The organism is Pseudomonas sp. TMB3-21 (assembly GCF_054898145.1).
In genome coordinates, this window is the sequence record NZ_CM142718.1 from 5,568,664 (window position 1) to 5,584,410 (window position 15,747).

19 protein-coding genes are annotated in these 15,747 nt (G+C 58.2%); 9 read left to right on the top strand and 10 right to left on the bottom strand.

From position 1 onward, the window contains the following. Positions 1-140: 140 nt before the first annotated feature. From phhA to ACYZTS_RS25515, 6 genes are all read left to right on the top strand, one after another. The gene (gene phhA, locus ACYZTS_RS25490; RefSeq protein ID WP_461992942.1) at positions 141-932 is read left to right on the top strand and encodes a phenylalanine 4-monooxygenase; all 792 of its coding nucleotides are present in this window, start codon (positions 141-143) and stop codon (positions 930-932) included. A gap of 70 nt (positions 933-1,002) precedes the next feature. Continuing rightward, a complete protein-coding gene (locus ACYZTS_RS25495; RefSeq protein WP_461992944.1) occupies positions 1,003-1,359 on the top strand; it encodes a 4a-hydroxytetrahydrobiopterin dehydratase in 357 nt (118 codons plus the stop codon). Beyond that, entirely contained in the window at positions 1,359-2,552 is a 1,194-nt protein-coding gene (locus ACYZTS_RS25500) for an amino acid aminotransferase (RefSeq protein ID WP_461992946.1), read from the top strand. Before ACYZTS_RS25495 ends, ACYZTS_RS25500 begins: the two co-directional genes overlap by 1 nt. Positions 2,553-2,810: 258 nt before the next feature. Then, positions 2,811-2,942, top strand: a complete 132-nt coding sequence (locus ACYZTS_RS25505; RefSeq protein ID WP_461992948.1) for a hypothetical protein — start codon at positions 2,811-2,813, stop codon at positions 2,940-2,942. A 74-nt stretch (positions 2,943-3,016) separates the two neighbouring features. Continuing rightward, positions 3,017-3,214 carry a hypothetical protein gene (locus ACYZTS_RS25510; RefSeq protein ID WP_461992950.1) on the top strand — a complete coding sequence of 66 codons (198 nt, stop codon included), beginning with the start codon at positions 3,017-3,019 and terminating at the stop codon, positions 3,212-3,214. A 104-nt stretch (positions 3,215-3,318) separates the two neighbouring features. Further along, positions 3,319-4,533, top strand: a complete 1,215-nt coding sequence (locus ACYZTS_RS25515; RefSeq protein WP_461992951.1) for an MFS transporter — start codon at positions 3,319-3,321, stop codon at positions 4,531-4,533. On the opposite strand, the gene arfB is transcribed toward ACYZTS_RS25515, so the two are convergent. The 10 genes from arfB to ACYZTS_RS25565 all read right to left on the bottom strand — a co-directional run bounded on the left by arfB (position 4,530) and on the right by ACYZTS_RS25565 (position 14,237). After that, positions 4,530-4,943 carry an alternative ribosome rescue aminoacyl-tRNA hydrolase ArfB gene (arfB, locus tag ACYZTS_RS25520; RefSeq protein ID WP_461992953.1) on the bottom strand — a complete coding sequence of 138 codons (414 nt, stop codon included), beginning with the start codon at positions 4,941-4,943 and terminating at the stop codon, positions 4,530-4,532. The two genes, ACYZTS_RS25515 and arfB, sit on opposite strands and share 4 nt — an antisense overlap. Before the next feature lie 622 nt (positions 4,944-5,565). Beyond that, positions 5,566-6,069, bottom strand: coding sequence for a DUF4225 domain-containing protein (locus ACYZTS_RS25525; protein ID WP_461992955.1), 504 nt, complete (start codon positions 6,067-6,069; stop codon positions 5,566-5,568). Beyond that, positions 6,062-6,562 (bottom strand): Hcp family type VI secretion system effector, encoded by a 501-nt coding sequence (locus ACYZTS_RS25530; RefSeq protein ID WP_461992957.1) that lies wholly within the window; start codon positions 6,560-6,562, stop codon positions 6,062-6,064. Before ACYZTS_RS25530 ends, ACYZTS_RS25525 begins: the two co-directional genes overlap by 8 nt. A 223-nt stretch (positions 6,563-6,785) precedes the next feature. Continuing rightward, positions 6,786-8,198, bottom strand: a complete 1,413-nt coding sequence (locus ACYZTS_RS25535; RefSeq protein ID WP_461992959.1) for an amino acid permease — start codon at positions 8,196-8,198, stop codon at positions 6,786-6,788. A 938-nt stretch (positions 8,199-9,136) separates the two neighbouring features. Then, positions 9,137-10,402, bottom strand: coding sequence for a 23S rRNA pseudouridine(2605) synthase RluB (gene rluB / locus ACYZTS_RS25540; protein WP_028621812.1), 1,266 nt, complete (start codon positions 10,400-10,402; stop codon positions 9,137-9,139). Positions 10,403-10,571: 169 nt separating this feature from the next. Further along, positions 10,572-10,763 carry a DUF1289 domain-containing protein gene (locus tag ACYZTS_RS25545; RefSeq protein WP_461992961.1) on the bottom strand — a complete coding sequence of 64 codons (192 nt, stop codon included), beginning with the start codon at positions 10,761-10,763 and terminating at the stop codon, positions 10,572-10,574. 144 nt (positions 10,764-10,907) lie between these two features. Beyond that, positions 10,908-11,900, bottom strand: a complete 993-nt coding sequence (scpB, locus tag ACYZTS_RS25550) for an SMC-Scp complex subunit ScpB (RefSeq protein WP_461992963.1) — start codon at positions 11,898-11,900, stop codon at positions 10,908-10,910. A gap of 11 nt (positions 11,901-11,911) precedes the next feature. Continuing rightward, positions 11,912-12,670, bottom strand: a complete 759-nt coding sequence (locus tag ACYZTS_RS25555; protein WP_177326953.1) for a segregation and condensation protein A — start codon at positions 12,668-12,670, stop codon at positions 11,912-11,914. 60 nt (positions 12,671-12,730) lie between these two features. Then, entirely contained in the window at positions 12,731-13,360 is a 630-nt protein-coding gene (locus ACYZTS_RS25560) for an L-threonylcarbamoyladenylate synthase (RefSeq protein WP_028621808.1), read from the bottom strand. A gap of 13 nt (positions 13,361-13,373) precedes the next feature. Further along, the gene (locus ACYZTS_RS25565; RefSeq protein WP_028621807.1) at positions 13,374-14,237 is read right to left on the bottom strand and encodes a PHP domain-containing protein; all 864 of its coding nucleotides are present in this window, start codon (positions 14,235-14,237) and stop codon (positions 13,374-13,376) included. An 87-nt stretch (positions 14,238-14,324) separates the two neighbouring features. Between ACYZTS_RS25565 and ACYZTS_RS25570 the strand changes: the two genes are divergently transcribed. The 3 genes from ACYZTS_RS25570 (at position 14,325) to ACYZTS_RS25580 (ending at position 15,744) form a co-directional block, all read left to right on the top strand. Then, positions 14,325-14,921, top strand: a complete 597-nt coding sequence (locus ACYZTS_RS25570; RefSeq protein ID WP_028621806.1) for a septation protein A — start codon at positions 14,325-14,327, stop codon at positions 14,919-14,921. A 1-nt stretch (position 14,922) separates the two neighbouring features. Continuing rightward, positions 14,923-15,222 (top strand): YciI family protein, encoded by a 300-nt coding sequence (locus tag ACYZTS_RS25575; protein ID WP_008156126.1) that lies wholly within the window; start codon positions 14,923-14,925, stop codon positions 15,220-15,222. A 108-nt stretch (positions 15,223-15,330) separates the two neighbouring features. Beyond that, a complete protein-coding gene (locus ACYZTS_RS25580) occupies positions 15,331-15,744 on the top strand; it encodes a translation initiation factor 2 (protein WP_461992967.1) in 414 nt (137 codons plus the stop codon). Positions 15,745-15,747 lie beyond the last annotated feature (3 nt).

Sequence of the window (15,747 nt, forward strand, 5' to 3'; positions counted from 1 at the left end):
TCGTAACGAATATTTTACGGAATTCAGCGATTTCTCCTACGCGCAGCACGCTGCATGTGCTGCAACCCCGCACCCGATGAGGTACTTCTAAGTCCAAAGCAGGACATAACAAGAACGATATCCCCTAGCAGGAGAGCAGCATGAAACAGACGCAATACGTGGCTCGCGAGCCCGATGCGCAAGGTTTTATCGACTACCCCGCCGAAGAACATGCGGTGTGGAACACGCTGATCACGCGCCAGTTGAAAGTGATCGAAGGGCGTGCGTGCCAGGAATATCTGGACGGCATTGAAAAACTCGGCCTGCCCCACGACCGTATTCCGCAACTGGGCGAGATCAACAAAGTCCTCGGCGAAACCACCGGCTGGCAGGTGGCTCGCGTGCCGGCACTGATCCCCTTCCAGACTTTTTTCGAATTGCTCGCTAACAAGCAGTTCCCGGTGGCGACGTTTATTCGTACCCGCGAAGAGCTTGATTACCTGCAGGAGCCGGACATTTTCCACGAGATTTTCGGCCACTGCCCGCTGCTGACCAACCCATGGTTTGCCGAATTCACCCACACCTACGGCAAACTTGGCCTACAGGCTTCCAAGGAAGAACGCGTTTATCTCGCGCGTCTGTACTGGATGACCATCGAGTTTGGCCTGGTGGACACACCTGAAGGCCAGCGCATCTACGGCGGCGGCATCCTCTCCTCGCCGAAAGAGACCGTTTACTGCCTGTCGGACGAACCTGAGCATCAGACCTTCGATCCGCTGGAGTGCATGCGCACGCCGTACCGCATCGATATTCTGCAGCCGCTGTATTTTGTCCTGCCGAATCTCAAGCGCCTGTTTGATCTGGCCCACGAAGACATCATGGGCATGGTCAAGGAAGGCATGACGCTTGGCTTGCACGCACCCAAATTTCCGCCTAAACCCAAGGCTGCCTGAATATCCCGGCAGTCGCGGCACGCGCCGAAAAATAGTAACGTCTAACAAGAATCGAATCGGGAAACAGACCATGTCCACATTGAACCAAGCCCACTGCGAAGCCTGCCGCGCCGATGCACCGCAAGTCAGCGACGAAGAACTGCCGGTATTGATCAAGCAGATTCCGGACTGGAATATCGAAGTCCGCGATGGCGTCATGCAGCTGGAGAAGGTTTTCCTGTTCAAGAATTTCAAGCACGCGCTGGCGTTCACCAACGCCGTCGGCGAAATCTCCGAAGCCGAAGGTCACCACCCAGGCCTGCTCACCGAGTGGGGCAAAGTCACCGTGACCTGGTGGAGCCACTCGATCAAGGGCCTGCACCGCAACGACTTCATCATGGCCGCGCGCACTGACGACGTGGCGAAAGTCGCCGAGGGCCGCAAATAATGCATTTCGACGCCATTGGCCGAGTTCCCGGCGACCCTATTCTGGGCCTCATGGAGGCCTACGCGCAGGACCAGAACCCGGGCAAATTCGACCTCGGCGTCGGGGTCTACAAAGACTCCTTCGGCCTGACACCGATTCCGCAAGCGGTGAAGCTGGCCGAGCAGCGTCTGGTGGATCGTCAGACCACCAAGACCTACATCGGCGGTCATGGCGAGCCAGCATTCGGCAAAGCCATCAATGAACTGGTGCTGGGTGCCGACTCGGCGCTGATCGCCGAGCAACGCGTCGGTGCTACGCAGACCCCGGGCGGTACCGGCGCCCTGCGCCTGAGTGCGGATTTCATTGCGCAATGCCTGCCGGGTCGTGGTGTGTGGTTGAGCAACCCGACCTGGCCGATTCACGAAACCATTTTCGCTACCGCCGGGGTCATGGTCAGCCACTACCCTTATGTTGGCAGCGATAATCGTCTTGATGTCGAGGCAATGCTCGCAGCACTGCGTGAAGCGCCGAAGGGCGATGTGGTGCTGCTGCATGCCTGCTGCCACAACCCGACCGGTTTCGATTTGAATCATGACCAGTGGCGGCAGGTACTTGATGTGGTGCGCAGCCGCGATCTGGTGCCACTGATTGATTTCGCTTATCAAGGTTTTGGCGACGGACTGGAACAGGATGCCTGGTCTACCCGGCTGTTCGCAGCGGCACTGCCGGAAGTGTTGATCACCAGTTCGTGCTCGAAGAATTTTGGCTTGTATCGCGACCGCGCCGGTGCATTGATTGTTTGCGCGAAAACCGCCGATAAGCTGATCGATATCCGCAGTCAATTGGCCAACATCGCCCGCAACCTGTGGTCGACGCCGCCGGATCACGGCGCGGCTGTTGTCGCAACGATTCTTGGTGATCCGGAGCTGAAAAGCCTCTGGGCTGACGAAGTGGAAGCCATGCGTTTGCGCATCGCCCAGTTGCGCAGCGGTCTGGTGGAGGCGCTGGAACCGTACGGTTTGCGTGAGCGCTTTGCCCACATTGGTGAACAGCGCGGGATGTTTTCCTACACCGGTTTGACGCCGGATCAGGTGAAAAACCTGCGTGATCATCACAGCGTTTATATGGTTGGCACGGGTCGGGCGAACGTCGCCGGGATTGATGCAACGCGCCTGGACCTTTTGGCGGAAGCCATCGCCAAAGTCTGCAAATAAATAGCCTACCGGTTCCCCTGTAGCAGCTGCCGAGCCTGCGAGCCTGCGAGGCTGCGTCGGGTGCGTGGCGCAGTCGGACGCAGCCTCGCGGGCTCGGCAGCTACTACAGGTTTTGCGTAAAGTTCCTAGGTGCGGCCATTGGTCGCAGAAAATCGAGATAAAAGTCTATTTGTCATTTCTCCTGCTGTATCCTGCGCAGGCTTTGTAAAAGCGCGGATCTACCAGATCTATCAACAGACTTTGCGAGGAGCGCGAACCATGCACGAGATTCCTAATCTCCCCTTCCCAAGCCTGCACGAAACTGAGCAGACAACCACGCAACAAGCCGGCGACCAACAGCCCGAGCCGACACAAGCCACTGAACGCCGCCAGGCCGACAGCGAAGACTGAAACACCCGCAATGCCAGACCGTGTGGAAAGCGCTAACATGCGCTTTCCACACCGCCTGAACCCCGAGCCCTGCCATGACCGACAAAATCATCCCGCCTGTTGATGAAGAGCTGCAGGCCAGCATTCTGATCGGCACTGCCGAGAAGATGATCGAGATCTGGAGCCGCCTCTCCCCGGAAAAACAGGCCGCCTTGCTTGCCCGTTTCGGCACTGAAGAAAATGCCCTGGCCGCCCTGGTCACGACGCATCTGGTCGCCCCCGCCAAATCCTGAAATTGGCCGTCCGGCAAATAGTTTTACTTTTCCACGACCCATGGCCGTTCGCGCCGCTATCATAAGCAGCCTATCTATCCTGCTGCTCCGTGGACCTTTACCTCATGTCTGAAAACCAGCGCCCCCTGGCGGTCACGCTGCAAGTCGTCTCCATCGTCCTGTTTACCTTCATCGGCTACCTGAACATCGGCATTCCCCTCGCCGTACTGCCCGGCTACGTCCACACCGACCTCGGTTTCGGCGCCGTTGTTGCCGGCCTTGTGATCAGCGTGCAATACCTCGCCACCCTGCTCAGCCGTCCGTATGCGGGGAAAATCATCGACAACAAAGGCAGCAAACTGGCGGTGATGTACGGCCTCGCCGGGTGCGGTTTGAGTGGCGTGTTCATGCTGATTTCGGCGTGGACGCAAAGCTTGCCGATGCTGAGCCTTATCAGCCTGTTGATCGGCCGACTGGTGCTGGGCAGTGCCGAAAGCCTGGTTGGCTCCGGTTCGATCGGCTGGGGCATCGGCCGCGTGGGGGCAGCGAATACCGCCAAAGTCATCTCGTGGAACGGCATCGCCAGCTACGGCGCATTGGCAGTCGGCGCACCACTGGGGGTGTTTCTGGTCGATCAATTGGGTTTGTGGAGCATGGGCGCGAGCATCGTCTTGCTGGCCGTGCTGGGCCTGGCGCTGGCCTGGCCCAAGACCGCCGCGCCGATCGTGGTCGGCGAGCGCTTGCCGTTCATGCATGTGCTCGGGCGCGTGCTGCCGCACGGTTGCGGTCTGGCGCTGGGCTCGATCGGCTTCGGCACCATCGCCACGTTTATCACCTTGTATTACGCGACGCTCAACTGGGACAACGCGGTACTGTGCCTGAGCCTGTTCGGCGCCAGTTTCATCGGCGCGCGCCTGCTGTTCGGCAACCTGATCAACCGTCTTGGCGGCTTTCGTGTGGCGATTGCCTGTTTGTCGGTAGAAACCCTGGGCTTGTTGCTGCTGTGGTTGGCGCCCGACGCGCAATGGGCACTGGCCGGTGCGGCACTCAGCGGTTTCGGCTTTTCGCTGGTGTTCCCGGCGCTGGGCGTGGAGGCGGTCAATCTGGTACCGGCGTCCAGTCGCGGCGCGGCCGTCGGGGCGTATTCGCTGTTCATCGATTTGTCGCTGGGCATTACTGGCCCATTGGCCGGGGCGATTGCGGCAGGCTTTGGCTTTGCGTCGATCTTTTTGTTTGCAGCGCTTGCCGCGCTTAGCGGGTTGGCTCTGAGCGTTTACCTGTACCGGCAAGCGCCGAAGCACCTTAATGAAAAGCACCGGGAAGAACGCGACGCCCGCTAGAAATCTACCTTGCCGCGCCCGGCCTTGATGCTGCCGCGCTGTGACTTTGATTCCAGCCGACGCTTCTTCGAGCCAAGGGTCGGTTTGGTCGGACGGCGTTTCTTTTCGACTTTGGTCGCGCTCAGGATCAGCTCGGTCAACCGCTCCAGCGCATCGGCGCGATTGGCCTCCTGCGTGCGGTATTGCTGGGCCTTGATGATCAACACACCTTCGCTGGTGATGCGACTGTCGCGTAGCGCCAGCAGCCGCTCCTTGTAGAACTCGGGCAAGGACGAGGCCGGAATGTCAAAGCGCAGGTGCATCGCGCTGGACACCTTGTTGACGTTCTGCCCACCCGCGCCCTGAGCACGAATGGCCGTCAGCTCAATCTCGGCATCGGGGAGGTGCACGTTGTTGGAGATTACCAGCATGGAAAAGCGTCCGGGTTTTAGAGCGTGCAGGATAGCGTGAATAATGGTTTTTGAATTGCAGACCATCAGGTGGTGCAGGCGCGATCAGGGTAATTTTCTCGGTATTTTCTCTTACAGCGATTTCTGATTTTCAATAGGGGCGTTGCTCGGCTCCGAACGGCCATATTAATCTACCGGGCCAGCTGATAGAAGACATCAGAAATGAATCTTGAAAACATCCGATACCACATCGCAGTTACTTTAATGGTCTTAGGCTGCTCAGGCCTACCCTCGGCGCTTGCTGTCTGGGGCATAACAAATTTCGTCCACATTAGCGACAAATACCTAGACGGCGCTTACTTAACCGCATACGTAATTTTCGTTTTTTTCGGCTTGCGTTTTTATATTCCGAGAATGCGCGGAAAGACGTGAAAAACTCAACAAGTCGACTCCTATTTTTCCCGAGGATATATACCTTTTTTAACCATTGCATCCAATGTGAAAAAATCAACGAGTGCTTCAAACGTCAAAGCCAGCTTGCCCGACTGACGATATGCCACTTCATAATTAACTGGATCACGCCTAAATAATTCGAATACATCGGGCTTTTTCACCTGCCTAAACATTCCGTAGCTTGCTAAAATCAATCCAGAGAGTAGTAAGCAACATCACCGCGCGTCTCATCCCTCAGGGCCGTTTGGTAAAGCTGCCTAACAGGTCCAACAACACCCGGTGCACCCGCACCATTGTAAATATTCCCTAAGCCTTCATAAATATTATTCGCACCATGTCCGATCATCAGCCCTCCAGGAACGACAGCGAGCCCTCCCGAGCTGCCAATAATCGAAACACCCGTCCCGACCTGCACCACACCACCCGCAACACCAATACCGTTCTGAAGGTAAAAGCCAGCCTTTGACAATAATTCGTCATGCTCGGCTCTTAGCTCCTGAAACCCTTGCCATGCGCTGATGAATCCCTGGTCAACCGCCTGAATAACCTCATCCGCGTACGCCGAAACAAGCGCACTGAATCGCAACCGTGCTGTTCCATCTGCCAGATGCCTCAACCCGATCGTGCACCCAGCGGCCACCAGATCGGAAGCGGCTTTGGACACATCGTGAATATCACATGACGCCTCATTCATCCTCATTACCCCACGTGCAATGAGCACTTGTCGCGCCAGGCACGTGCGCCCAGGCGATTTCGCGATATCGGATCGAGACATGCTCTTGCGGCTCCGCATCGTTCATGCGAATAGCGTGAGGAACTTGCTGACTGATATGCGCTATACGCGCTCCTGCCAGATGAATTGAGAAGTATCGCTCCTGCCCTCCTGCAGAGGCCGTCCGGAAAAGATTGATGACGCACTCCACCTCTTCACCCGCATGCAGCGCACTCGCTAACAACGGAGATGACTTATCAATGGCTTTTGTAATCATGATTGGCATGTGTTTGCCCCGACCAGCCTGGTGGCCACCCTCCTGCCCGGCAACCATATCGTGCGAGTAAGCCAGCACCATGATCTCGTCCGTGTGCGTGGACTGGCACTTGTTCCCTATAGAGTCAAATCCCGAGCAGCCTGCAGAAATCAACCCTTGATGCTTACCGGTAATCGTCATATAGCTATGGCTTGCCATAATTTCCACTCCCTGTGTTATGGAGCGTAAGCCTAAAATAAAACTAATGGCGCGAGTTGTAGGCAACTTCCCAAACTTGAACCCTTTAACTTTTTCACCGAAGTTTCCGAAATCGCTGTAGGAAACGTCGTCAAAGATGCAGAGACAGACGTGCAAACCCTATATAAATAATTCCAAAAAAAAACCCGGCACGTGGCCGGGTTTTTTGTTCCTGAGCGCAGCGTTATTTCACCGCAGGCTGCAACGCATGCTGCGCACTGCGCTTGTTCTTGATGCCGTAGCACACCCATATGAATGCAACCCACACCGGGATCGCGTACACCGAGATCTGGATCCCTGGAATCAGCAACATTACACCAAGAATGAACACCACAAACGCCAGGCAGACGTAGTTACCATACGGATACCAAAACGCTTTGAACAACGGCGTCTGATTGGTCTTGTTCATGTGCTGACGGAACTTGAAATGCGAGTAGCTGATCATCGCCCAGTTGATCACCAAGGTGGCGACTACCAGCGACATCAGTAACTCAAGCGCGCTTTGCGGGATCAAGTAGTTCAGCAATACCGCGATAAGCGTTACCGCCGCCGAAACCAGCAGTGAACGAACCGGTACACCGCGCTTGTCGATTTTTGCCAGTGCTTTCGGCGCATCGCCTTGCTCGGCCATGCCCAACAGCATGCGGCTGTTGCAGTAAGTGCCGCTGTTGTACACCGACAATGCCGCGGTAAGCACCACGAAGTTGAGGATGTGCGCAGCGGTGTTGCTGCCGAGCATCGAGAACACCTGCACGAACGGGCTGCCGCTGTAGGAATCACCAGAGGCATTCAAGGTCGCGAGCAGGCTGTCCCAAGGCGTCAGTGACAGCAAGATGACCAGCGCGCCGATGTAGAAAATCAGGATCCGGTAGATCACCTGGTTGATGGCTTTCGGGATCACGGTCCTCGGTTTGTCCGCTTCCGCTGCAGTGAAACCGAGCATTTCCAGACCGCCGAAGGAGAACATGATGATCGCCATGGCCATCACCAGTCCGCTGACCCCGTTCGGGAAGAAACCGCCGTGCGACCACAGGTTGCTCACCGAGGCTTGCGGGCCGCCGTTGCCGCTGACCAGCAAATAGCTGCCGAGGGCAATCATGCCAACGATCGCCACCACCTTGATGATCGCGAACCAGAACTCGGCCTCACCGAAGACTTTGACGTTGGCCAGATTGATCAGGTTGATCAGCACGAAGAACCCGGCGGCCGACACCCAGGTCGGGATGTCCGGCGCCCAGTAGTGAATGTATTTGCCGACCGCGGTCAGCTCTGACATGCCTACCAGAATGTACAGAATCCAGCAGTTCCAGCCCGACAGGAACCCGGCGAATCCGCCCCAGTACTTGTGCGCAAAGTGGCTGAAGGAACCGGCGACTGGCTCTTCAACGATCATTTCGCCAAGCTGGCGCATAATCATGAACGCGATGAAGCCGCAGATGGCGTAGCCGAGGATCATCGACGGGCCGGCGGATTTCAGCACGCCGGCCGAGCCGAGAAACAGGCCGGTACCGATCGCGCCACCGAGGGCGATCAGTTGAATATGACGATTCTTCAGGCCGCGTTTCAGCTCGCCTGAATGCGAGTTTTGTCCACTCATGAAAAGGGTCTCACGCAAGGTTTGATGATGTTCACTAGACGTTGCTGCTCGGTTGCGATTTCAAGCAGCGCCGATCAAACCCCAGCGCAGGCACCAGGAGTTCAGCGTATTTACAACGGTCATGCGCCACCTGTTTGTTTTTATCTGTGACGAAATCGAACCCGAAACGCTTGTGGCGTGGCGGAGTGAACAAGGCGGATAGCCTCGAAAGTTGCGCATTTGCGCAGGAGGTCACAGGTAAAACGCGGCGCATTGTACACCGCTAACCCCCTGCTGCCAGACACCGCTGGATCAGTGGGTCGGATGCCGGGATTGCCTGTGTCCGCCCTGAGGGTCTCGGGCGGCTGCAAATACTGAGTCAGACCTTTGCGGGTCGTGGGCGGGGACGCTGAAAAAACGGTCCCACGGGAGGAAATGGATAGGGAATACGGCGTTCATTGCGCCTCCTTGTTGTTATGCACCTGCACGGCAGGTATGGAGCGCATCTCACCCTCACAGCGTCTGTGAAACAAGCGCGCCAGAGCGTTACTTGGATGCTAATCGGCGGGTTCCCGGCAGGATTTCCTTACATCTCTCGCTTAAGCGTGAATGTCGAGTATCTAAGGGGAAATCCCGTCAGGATTTTCTGACATTGCGTAAAGAATATTTGCCAGGTGAGATAGGGTGTCGAGGTGATCTGCGGTGGTGCTAATTACGCCTTCGCGGGCAAGCCACGCTCCCACAAGATCCGCGGCGACGCCTTTCGCGGACAAGTCGGATCGCCGCACCGCACGCTCCCACAGGATTTCTGGGATGCGCGGGAGATGTGTGCTTATGCGAAACCTGTGGGAGCCGGGCTTGCCCGCGATGAGGCCCTTGGATTCATCCGCCAACCAAACGCATACGCAAACAAAAACGCCAGCCCGAAGGCTGGCGTTTTTCATTTATCGCTCACCCGATCACTCAGGCTTGCGACGACCAAAGCCCGGGCGCTGACCCGAACCGGCGGGTGCACCGCGGCGTTTGCCCGATGGCTTGTCGTCGACCAGTTTGATCCCCGGACGTTTCGGCGCTGGCTTGGCCGGGCGCTTGGTGTCGGCAGGACGGTCAGCCACCGGCGTACCACGAGCGGAATCACCACGGCCTGCTGGCGCGCCGCGATCACTGCGACCACCACTTGGTGCACCGCGACCGTTGGCCGGCCGCGGAGTACGTGGGCCACGCTCACCGTCAGCACGAGGCGCGACTGGCTTGCGCGATGGACGCTCGCCTTCGATCTGCGGCTCGCGGGACTCACGGCCGGCAGCCGGAGTACCCGCAGCTGGCCGCAATGTGCGAACGCGTTCGGTCTTGCCCATTGGCCGCGACGACTTGCGCTGCATACGGTCGAGCTTGTCTTTGCTCTTGGCGTTCATCTGCGGCATGGCCACAGGCGTGAGGCCGACTTCAGCGCTCAGAATGTCGACTTCGTACTGGCTCATTTCGCGCCAGCGACCCATCGGCAGATCGGAGTTCAGGAACACCGGACCGAAACGCACACGCTTCAGACGGCTGACCACCAGGCCCTGGGATTCCCACAGACGACGGACTTCGCGGTTGCGACCTTCCATCACCACGCAGTGGTACCAGTGGTTGAAGCCTTCGCCGCCCGGCGCCTGCTTGATGTCGGTGAATTTGGCCGGGCCGTCTTCAAGGACAACGCCTGCCTTCAGACGCTCGATCATTTCGTCATCGACTTCGCCGCGCACACGTACCGCGTATTCACGGTCCATCTCGTAGGAAGGGTGCATCAGACGGTTGGCCAGCTCACCATCAGTGGTGAACATCAGCAGACCGGTGGTGTTGATATCCAGACGACCGATGTTGATCCAGCGGCCTTCTTTCGGCTTGGGCATCTTGTCAAACACGGTCGGACGCCCTTCAGGGTCGTCACGGGTGCAGATTTCACCGTCAGGTTTGTTGTACATGATCACGCGGCGAACCGACTCGGCGGCTTCTTCGCGCTTGATCACCTTGCCATCAATGGTGATGGCGTCATGCAGGTCGACGCGCAGACCGAGGGTGGCGTCTTTGCCATTGACCTTGATGCGGCCGTGGCTGATCCAGGCTTCTACGTCACGGCGGGAGCCGACGCCGATGCGGGCGAGGACTTTCTGCAGTTTTTCGCCTGCTGGGCCGATTTCCTGATCGTCTTTAGAGCCGTCTTTCTGGTCTTTGATACTCATCTGGGCACCTCCCGGTGTGGTCTGTTCAGGCGGCGCTGAATTGAGCGTCCTGAAGCGATGTAAATCTGGGTACTTTTTGCAGAACCTGGGCGAAGCGATCGCCGAAGGGTCGCGAATCATACGCTCATGCACGCGTTTGCGCATCAGAGACTAGCTGATGGGCGCCAGGTTATTTTTTCCGCCGACCGGTGGCGCCGAGTTTGATCAAGCGCATGGCCGCCTCTGCGAGCACAGTGCGTTTGTCGGACTTGTCGAGCTTCTTCCAGGCCTTGATCTCGCGCTTGCTGCGTCCGCACCCGATGCAGATTTGCTCCTCGGTGAATTTGCAGACGCTGATGCAGGGGTCTTTGGTTGAGCTCATCCAATTCTCCGTATGCGCAAAAAACATGTGGGAGCGGGCTTGCTCGCAAATGCGGGGGGTCTGTCGACATCTGCGTAACCTGACCCACCGCTTTCGCGAGCAAGCCCGCTCCCACAGGGATATCTGTCGTTCTCGATAACCGGTTCAGTCGTCGAATTCGCGGCGTTCGGCTTCGATGGCTTCAGCTAGAGCCCGGGCCTCGGCTTCCTCGTCGGTCAACTCCGGCTCGGGTGCAGACGGTTGAAGCGCGGCAATGGCGGCCAGAAGTTTCTCGCGGGCTTCGACAACACCCAGCACGTCATCTTCAAGCGCTGCTTCGACTGGGGCGTCTGGCTTGAGCTGAAGTTCAACTTCAATTTCAGGCTCCGGGGCTGGCTCGGTCTCAGGCTGATCCACGATCGCTTCGGTTGAAGTTTCCACGCCATCACGCAACAAATCATCAAAGTCCGTCTTGATCCCCTCCTCCATCGTGTCCAGCTCAAGCAACAACGTGTGGAAACTGGTTTCTTCCTTCGGCTCTTCCGGCTCGGCACTGGCGTCGGCCAACTCCTGCAGGCTTGCCGGCACCGGCGCATCGTCGAAGTCCAGTACCGGATCGGGTTCCAGCTCGCGCAGGTCGGCCAGTGGCGGCAGGTCGTCGAGATTTTTCAGGTTGAAGTGATCGAGAAACACCTTGGTCGTCGCGAACATCGCCGGTTTGCCGGGCACATCGCGGTAACCGACGATGCGAATCCACTCGCGCTCCATGAGCGTTTTGACGATGTGGCTGTTGACCGCCACACCACGCACGTCTTCGATTTCGCCCCGGGTGATCGGCTGGCGATAGGCGATCAACGCCATGGTTTCGAGCATGGCGCGGGAATAGCGCTGCGGGCGTTCTTCCCACAGACGGCCGACCCAGGGTGAAAATTTTTCGCGGATCTGCAGGCGATACCCCGAGGCGACTTCCTTCAGCTCAAAGGCGCGACCGTCGCAGGATTTGGCCAACAGCGTCAGCGCTTTTTTGAAAACCGGCGGCTCCGGGCGCTCACCCTCCTCGAACAGTTCGAACAGGCGCTCAAGCGATTGCGGTTTTCCCGAGGCCAACAGAAAAGCTTCAAGCAGTGGCGCCAGCTCGCGGGGTTCAGTCAGGTTCATGATTCGACTCGTTATTCGGCTCGGGCTCGGACATGGATCGCCGCGAAGGGCTCATTCTGCACCAGCTCGACCAAGGATTCCTTGACCAGTTCGAGGACTGCCATAAAGGTCACGACAACGCCCAAGCGCCCTTCTTGCGCGGTAAACAGCTCGACGAACGGCACAAATCCGCCGCCCTTGAGCCTCTCCAGCACATCGCTCATGCGTTCGCGCGTGGACAGCGCCTCGCGGCTGACCTGGTGGCTTTCGAACATATCACCGCGGCGCAGGACTTCGGCCATGGACATCAGCAGCTCTTCCAGGCTGACGTCCGGCAAAAGCTTGCGCGCCCGCGCTTCCGGGGCGTCGAGCTTGGGCACCACGACATCGCGGCCGACCCGGCTGAGGCCATCAATGCCCTCGGCGGCGGCCTTGAAGCGTTCGTACTCCTGCAGACGCCGGATCAGCTCGGCACGCGGATCGTCTTCTTCATCTTCGATGGTTTCGGCGCGCGGCAGCAGCATCCGCGATTTGATCTCGGCCAGCATCGCCGCCATCACCAGATATTCGGCCGCCAGCTCCAGGCGCACCGACTGCATCAACTCGACGTAACCCATGTATTGGCGGGTGATTTCCGCCACCGGGATGTCGAGGATGTTGATGTTCTGTTTGCGGATCAGGTACAGCAGCAGATCGAGCGGGCCTTCGAAGGCTTCGAGAAACACTTCGAGCGCGTCGGGCGGAATGTACAGGTCCAGCGGCATTTCCAGGACGGCCTGGCCATAAACCATGGCGAACGGCAGTTCCTGCTGGGCGCCGGCCTGGCTGTCGACGGGTTCCACTGCAGACATCTAGGCCTCGGCCATGAACGGCGCAGGGTCGCCGCAACCGACGCGGATCACTTCCGGTTCACCGTCGGCGAGGCTGATCACCGTCGACGCCTTGATCCCGCCGTAGCCGCCGTCGATGATCAGGTCAACCTGATGCTCGAGCAATTGCCGCATTTCGTAGGGGTCGGTCAGCGGATCCGTGTCGCCAGGCATGATCAGCGTCACGCTCATCAACGGTTCGCCCAGCTCTGCAAGCAGCGCCAGAGCAATCGGATGGCTCGGCACGCGCAGGCCGATGGTGCGTTTTTTCGGATGCAGCAACAGTCTTGGCACTTCGCGGGTGGCGTTGAGAATGAAAGTGTAAGGCCCAGGCAGGTGCGCCTTGAGAATGCGAAAGGTGCCAGTGTCGATCTTGGCAAAGATGCCCAGTTGCGACAGGTCGCTGCAGATCAGTGCGAAGTTGTGCTTGTCATCCAGTTGACGCAAGCGGCGCACGCGTTCCACGGCATTCTTGTCGCCGATCTGGCAACCAATAGCGTAGGACGAGTCAGTGGGATAAATCACCACCCCGCCGCTGCGGATGATTTCAACAGCCTGTTTGATCAGGCGCGCTTGCGGGTTTTCCGGATGAATCTGGAAAAATTGACTCACGTTCTCTACCTGTTCAGACGGCGGCAATAATTGGGTCATGTTTGAACCGACACCACAGCGGCGGCAGGTCCTCCGGGAGCGGGCGATATTCACCGATCTCGGACCAGCCTCCAGGGCCATGAAAATCACTGCCGGCGCTGACCAGCAGACCGAACTCACGGGCGAGAATGGCCAGGCTGCCCACTTGTTCGGCGGGCTGATGACCGTTGACCACTTCGATGGCGTGGCCCCCTGCTTGAATATAGTCGGCAATCAGGCGCCGGCGTTTACTGCGCGTGAAATCGTAATGCCAGGGATGCGCCAGGCTGACCCAGGCGTTCGCCGCACGCAGGGTTTCGACGGTTTCTTCAAGGGTCGGCCAGTGTTGCTTGACGTCGCCCAGCTTGCCGGCCCCCAGCCATTTGCGAAACGCTTCGGCGCGATCCTTGACGAAACCTTCACGGACCATCCAGTCGGCGAAATGCGGACGGGCCGGCGCGTTGCCACTGTCGCCGAGTTCCTGCTGGATCGCCCGAGCGCCTTCGAGCGCACCGGGCATGCCTTTCAACGCCAGTTTGCGGCTTATTTCCTCGGACCGCAGCCAGCGGCCATCGTGCAGTCGGGCAATGGCCTCGACCAGCGACGGCGCCGTCACATCGAAACCGTAACCCAGTACATGAATGGTCGCACCGCCCCACGTGCAGGACAATTCGACACCGTTGACCAGTTGCATCCCCAGCGCCGTCGCTGCGCTACGCGCCTCTTCGAGGCCTTCGAGGGTGTCGTGATCGGTCAAGGCAAGGACTCGCACGCCTTTCTCGAACGCTCGCGCAACCAGGACCGCAGGCGCGAGGGCGCCATCGGAGGCTGTGCTGTGGCAGTGCAAATCAACATTCACAGGGATGTGTAACCTCAAATCAGCTGGCGCTATCGCGCGCCCATATGTTTGTTATTATGCCGCCACATCCTGCTTCTGGCTGCCACTGTGAAACAATTCATCGATTTCATCCCGCTCCTGCTTTTTTTCATCGTTTTCAAAATTGACCCACGGGTTGTCGACATTGCCGGCCATCAGGTGACTGTCGGCGGAATTTACAGCGCCACGGCGATGCTGATCATCAGTTCCCTGGTCGTCTACGGCGCGCTCTACTTCAAGCAGCGCAAGCTGGAAAAGAGCCAATGGCTGACGCTGATTGCCTGTCTGGTCTTCGGCAGCCTGACCCTGGCGTTCCACAGCGAGACTTTCCTGAAATGGAAAGCGCCGGTGGTCAACTGGCTGTTTGCCCTGGCATTCCTTGGCAGTCACTTCATCGGTGAACAGTTGCTGATCAAACGCATCATGGGCCATGCGCTGACGTTGCCAGACCCGGTCTGGACCCGCCTGAACATTGCCTGGATCGCGTTTTTCCTGTTTTGCGGTGCCGCCAACCTGTTCGTCGCGTTCACGTTCCAGGAATACTGGGTCGACTTCAAAGTCTTCGGCAGCCTGGGCCTGACGTTGCTGTTCCTGATCGCACAGGGCATCTACCTGTCCCGTCATATGCACGACGCTGATACCACAACGCCCAAAACCGAGGACTGACATGCTTTACGCAATCATTGCCACAGACGTCGCCAATTCCCTGGAAGCCCGCCTGGCCGCACGGCCTGCCCACCTTGAGCGCCTGCAAGTGCTCAAAGGCGAAGGCCGCATCGTACTGGCCGGCCCGCACCCGGCGGTGGACAGCAATGATCCCGGCGCTGCGGGTTTCACCGGCAGCCTGATCGTTGCCGAATTCGATTCCCTGAGCGCCGCACAGGCCTGGGCCGACGCCGATCCGTACATCGCGGCCGGCGTCTACGCCAATGTGTCGGTCAAGCCGTTCAAGCAAGTCCTGCCCTAGTCTCATGTGTCGCGATGAACCTTCCCGGTTCATCGCGCTATCAATCGCTCATTATTCCCGTTTACCTGCCGATAGCCTGCCCAATAATAATTGGAATCAGGAGCTCCTATGCGCAAAGGTCCGTTGTATCTGATGTTGGTGACGTTAGCGATCGGGGCACCCGCCCACGGGGAAGAATCTGCCGAGGGCAGTCAGGCGACTCCGCTGTCGTTGAGCGCTGGTAGTCAGATCGCCGAATTGCAGCAGCGCTTGAAAGTGAGCGAGCAGCAAAGGGAAGAACTGAGCAAGCAACTGCAAAGCACCCATGCCGAACGTGAAAGCGTGCAACTGAGCCGGTTGCGTCAGGACAATCAGCGCCTGAAGCAGCAGCTCAAGGAAAACGAGTCAGGCAGCCCGTTGCGGCGCTTTCTGACGGATCAACAGCAATGGTTCGTGGTCGGCGCAGGAGTAGCGCTATTGGCTCTGCTCTGCGGTATCTTCGCCAGCGGTGCGTATAGAAAACGTCGACAATGGCTAAATTGAGTG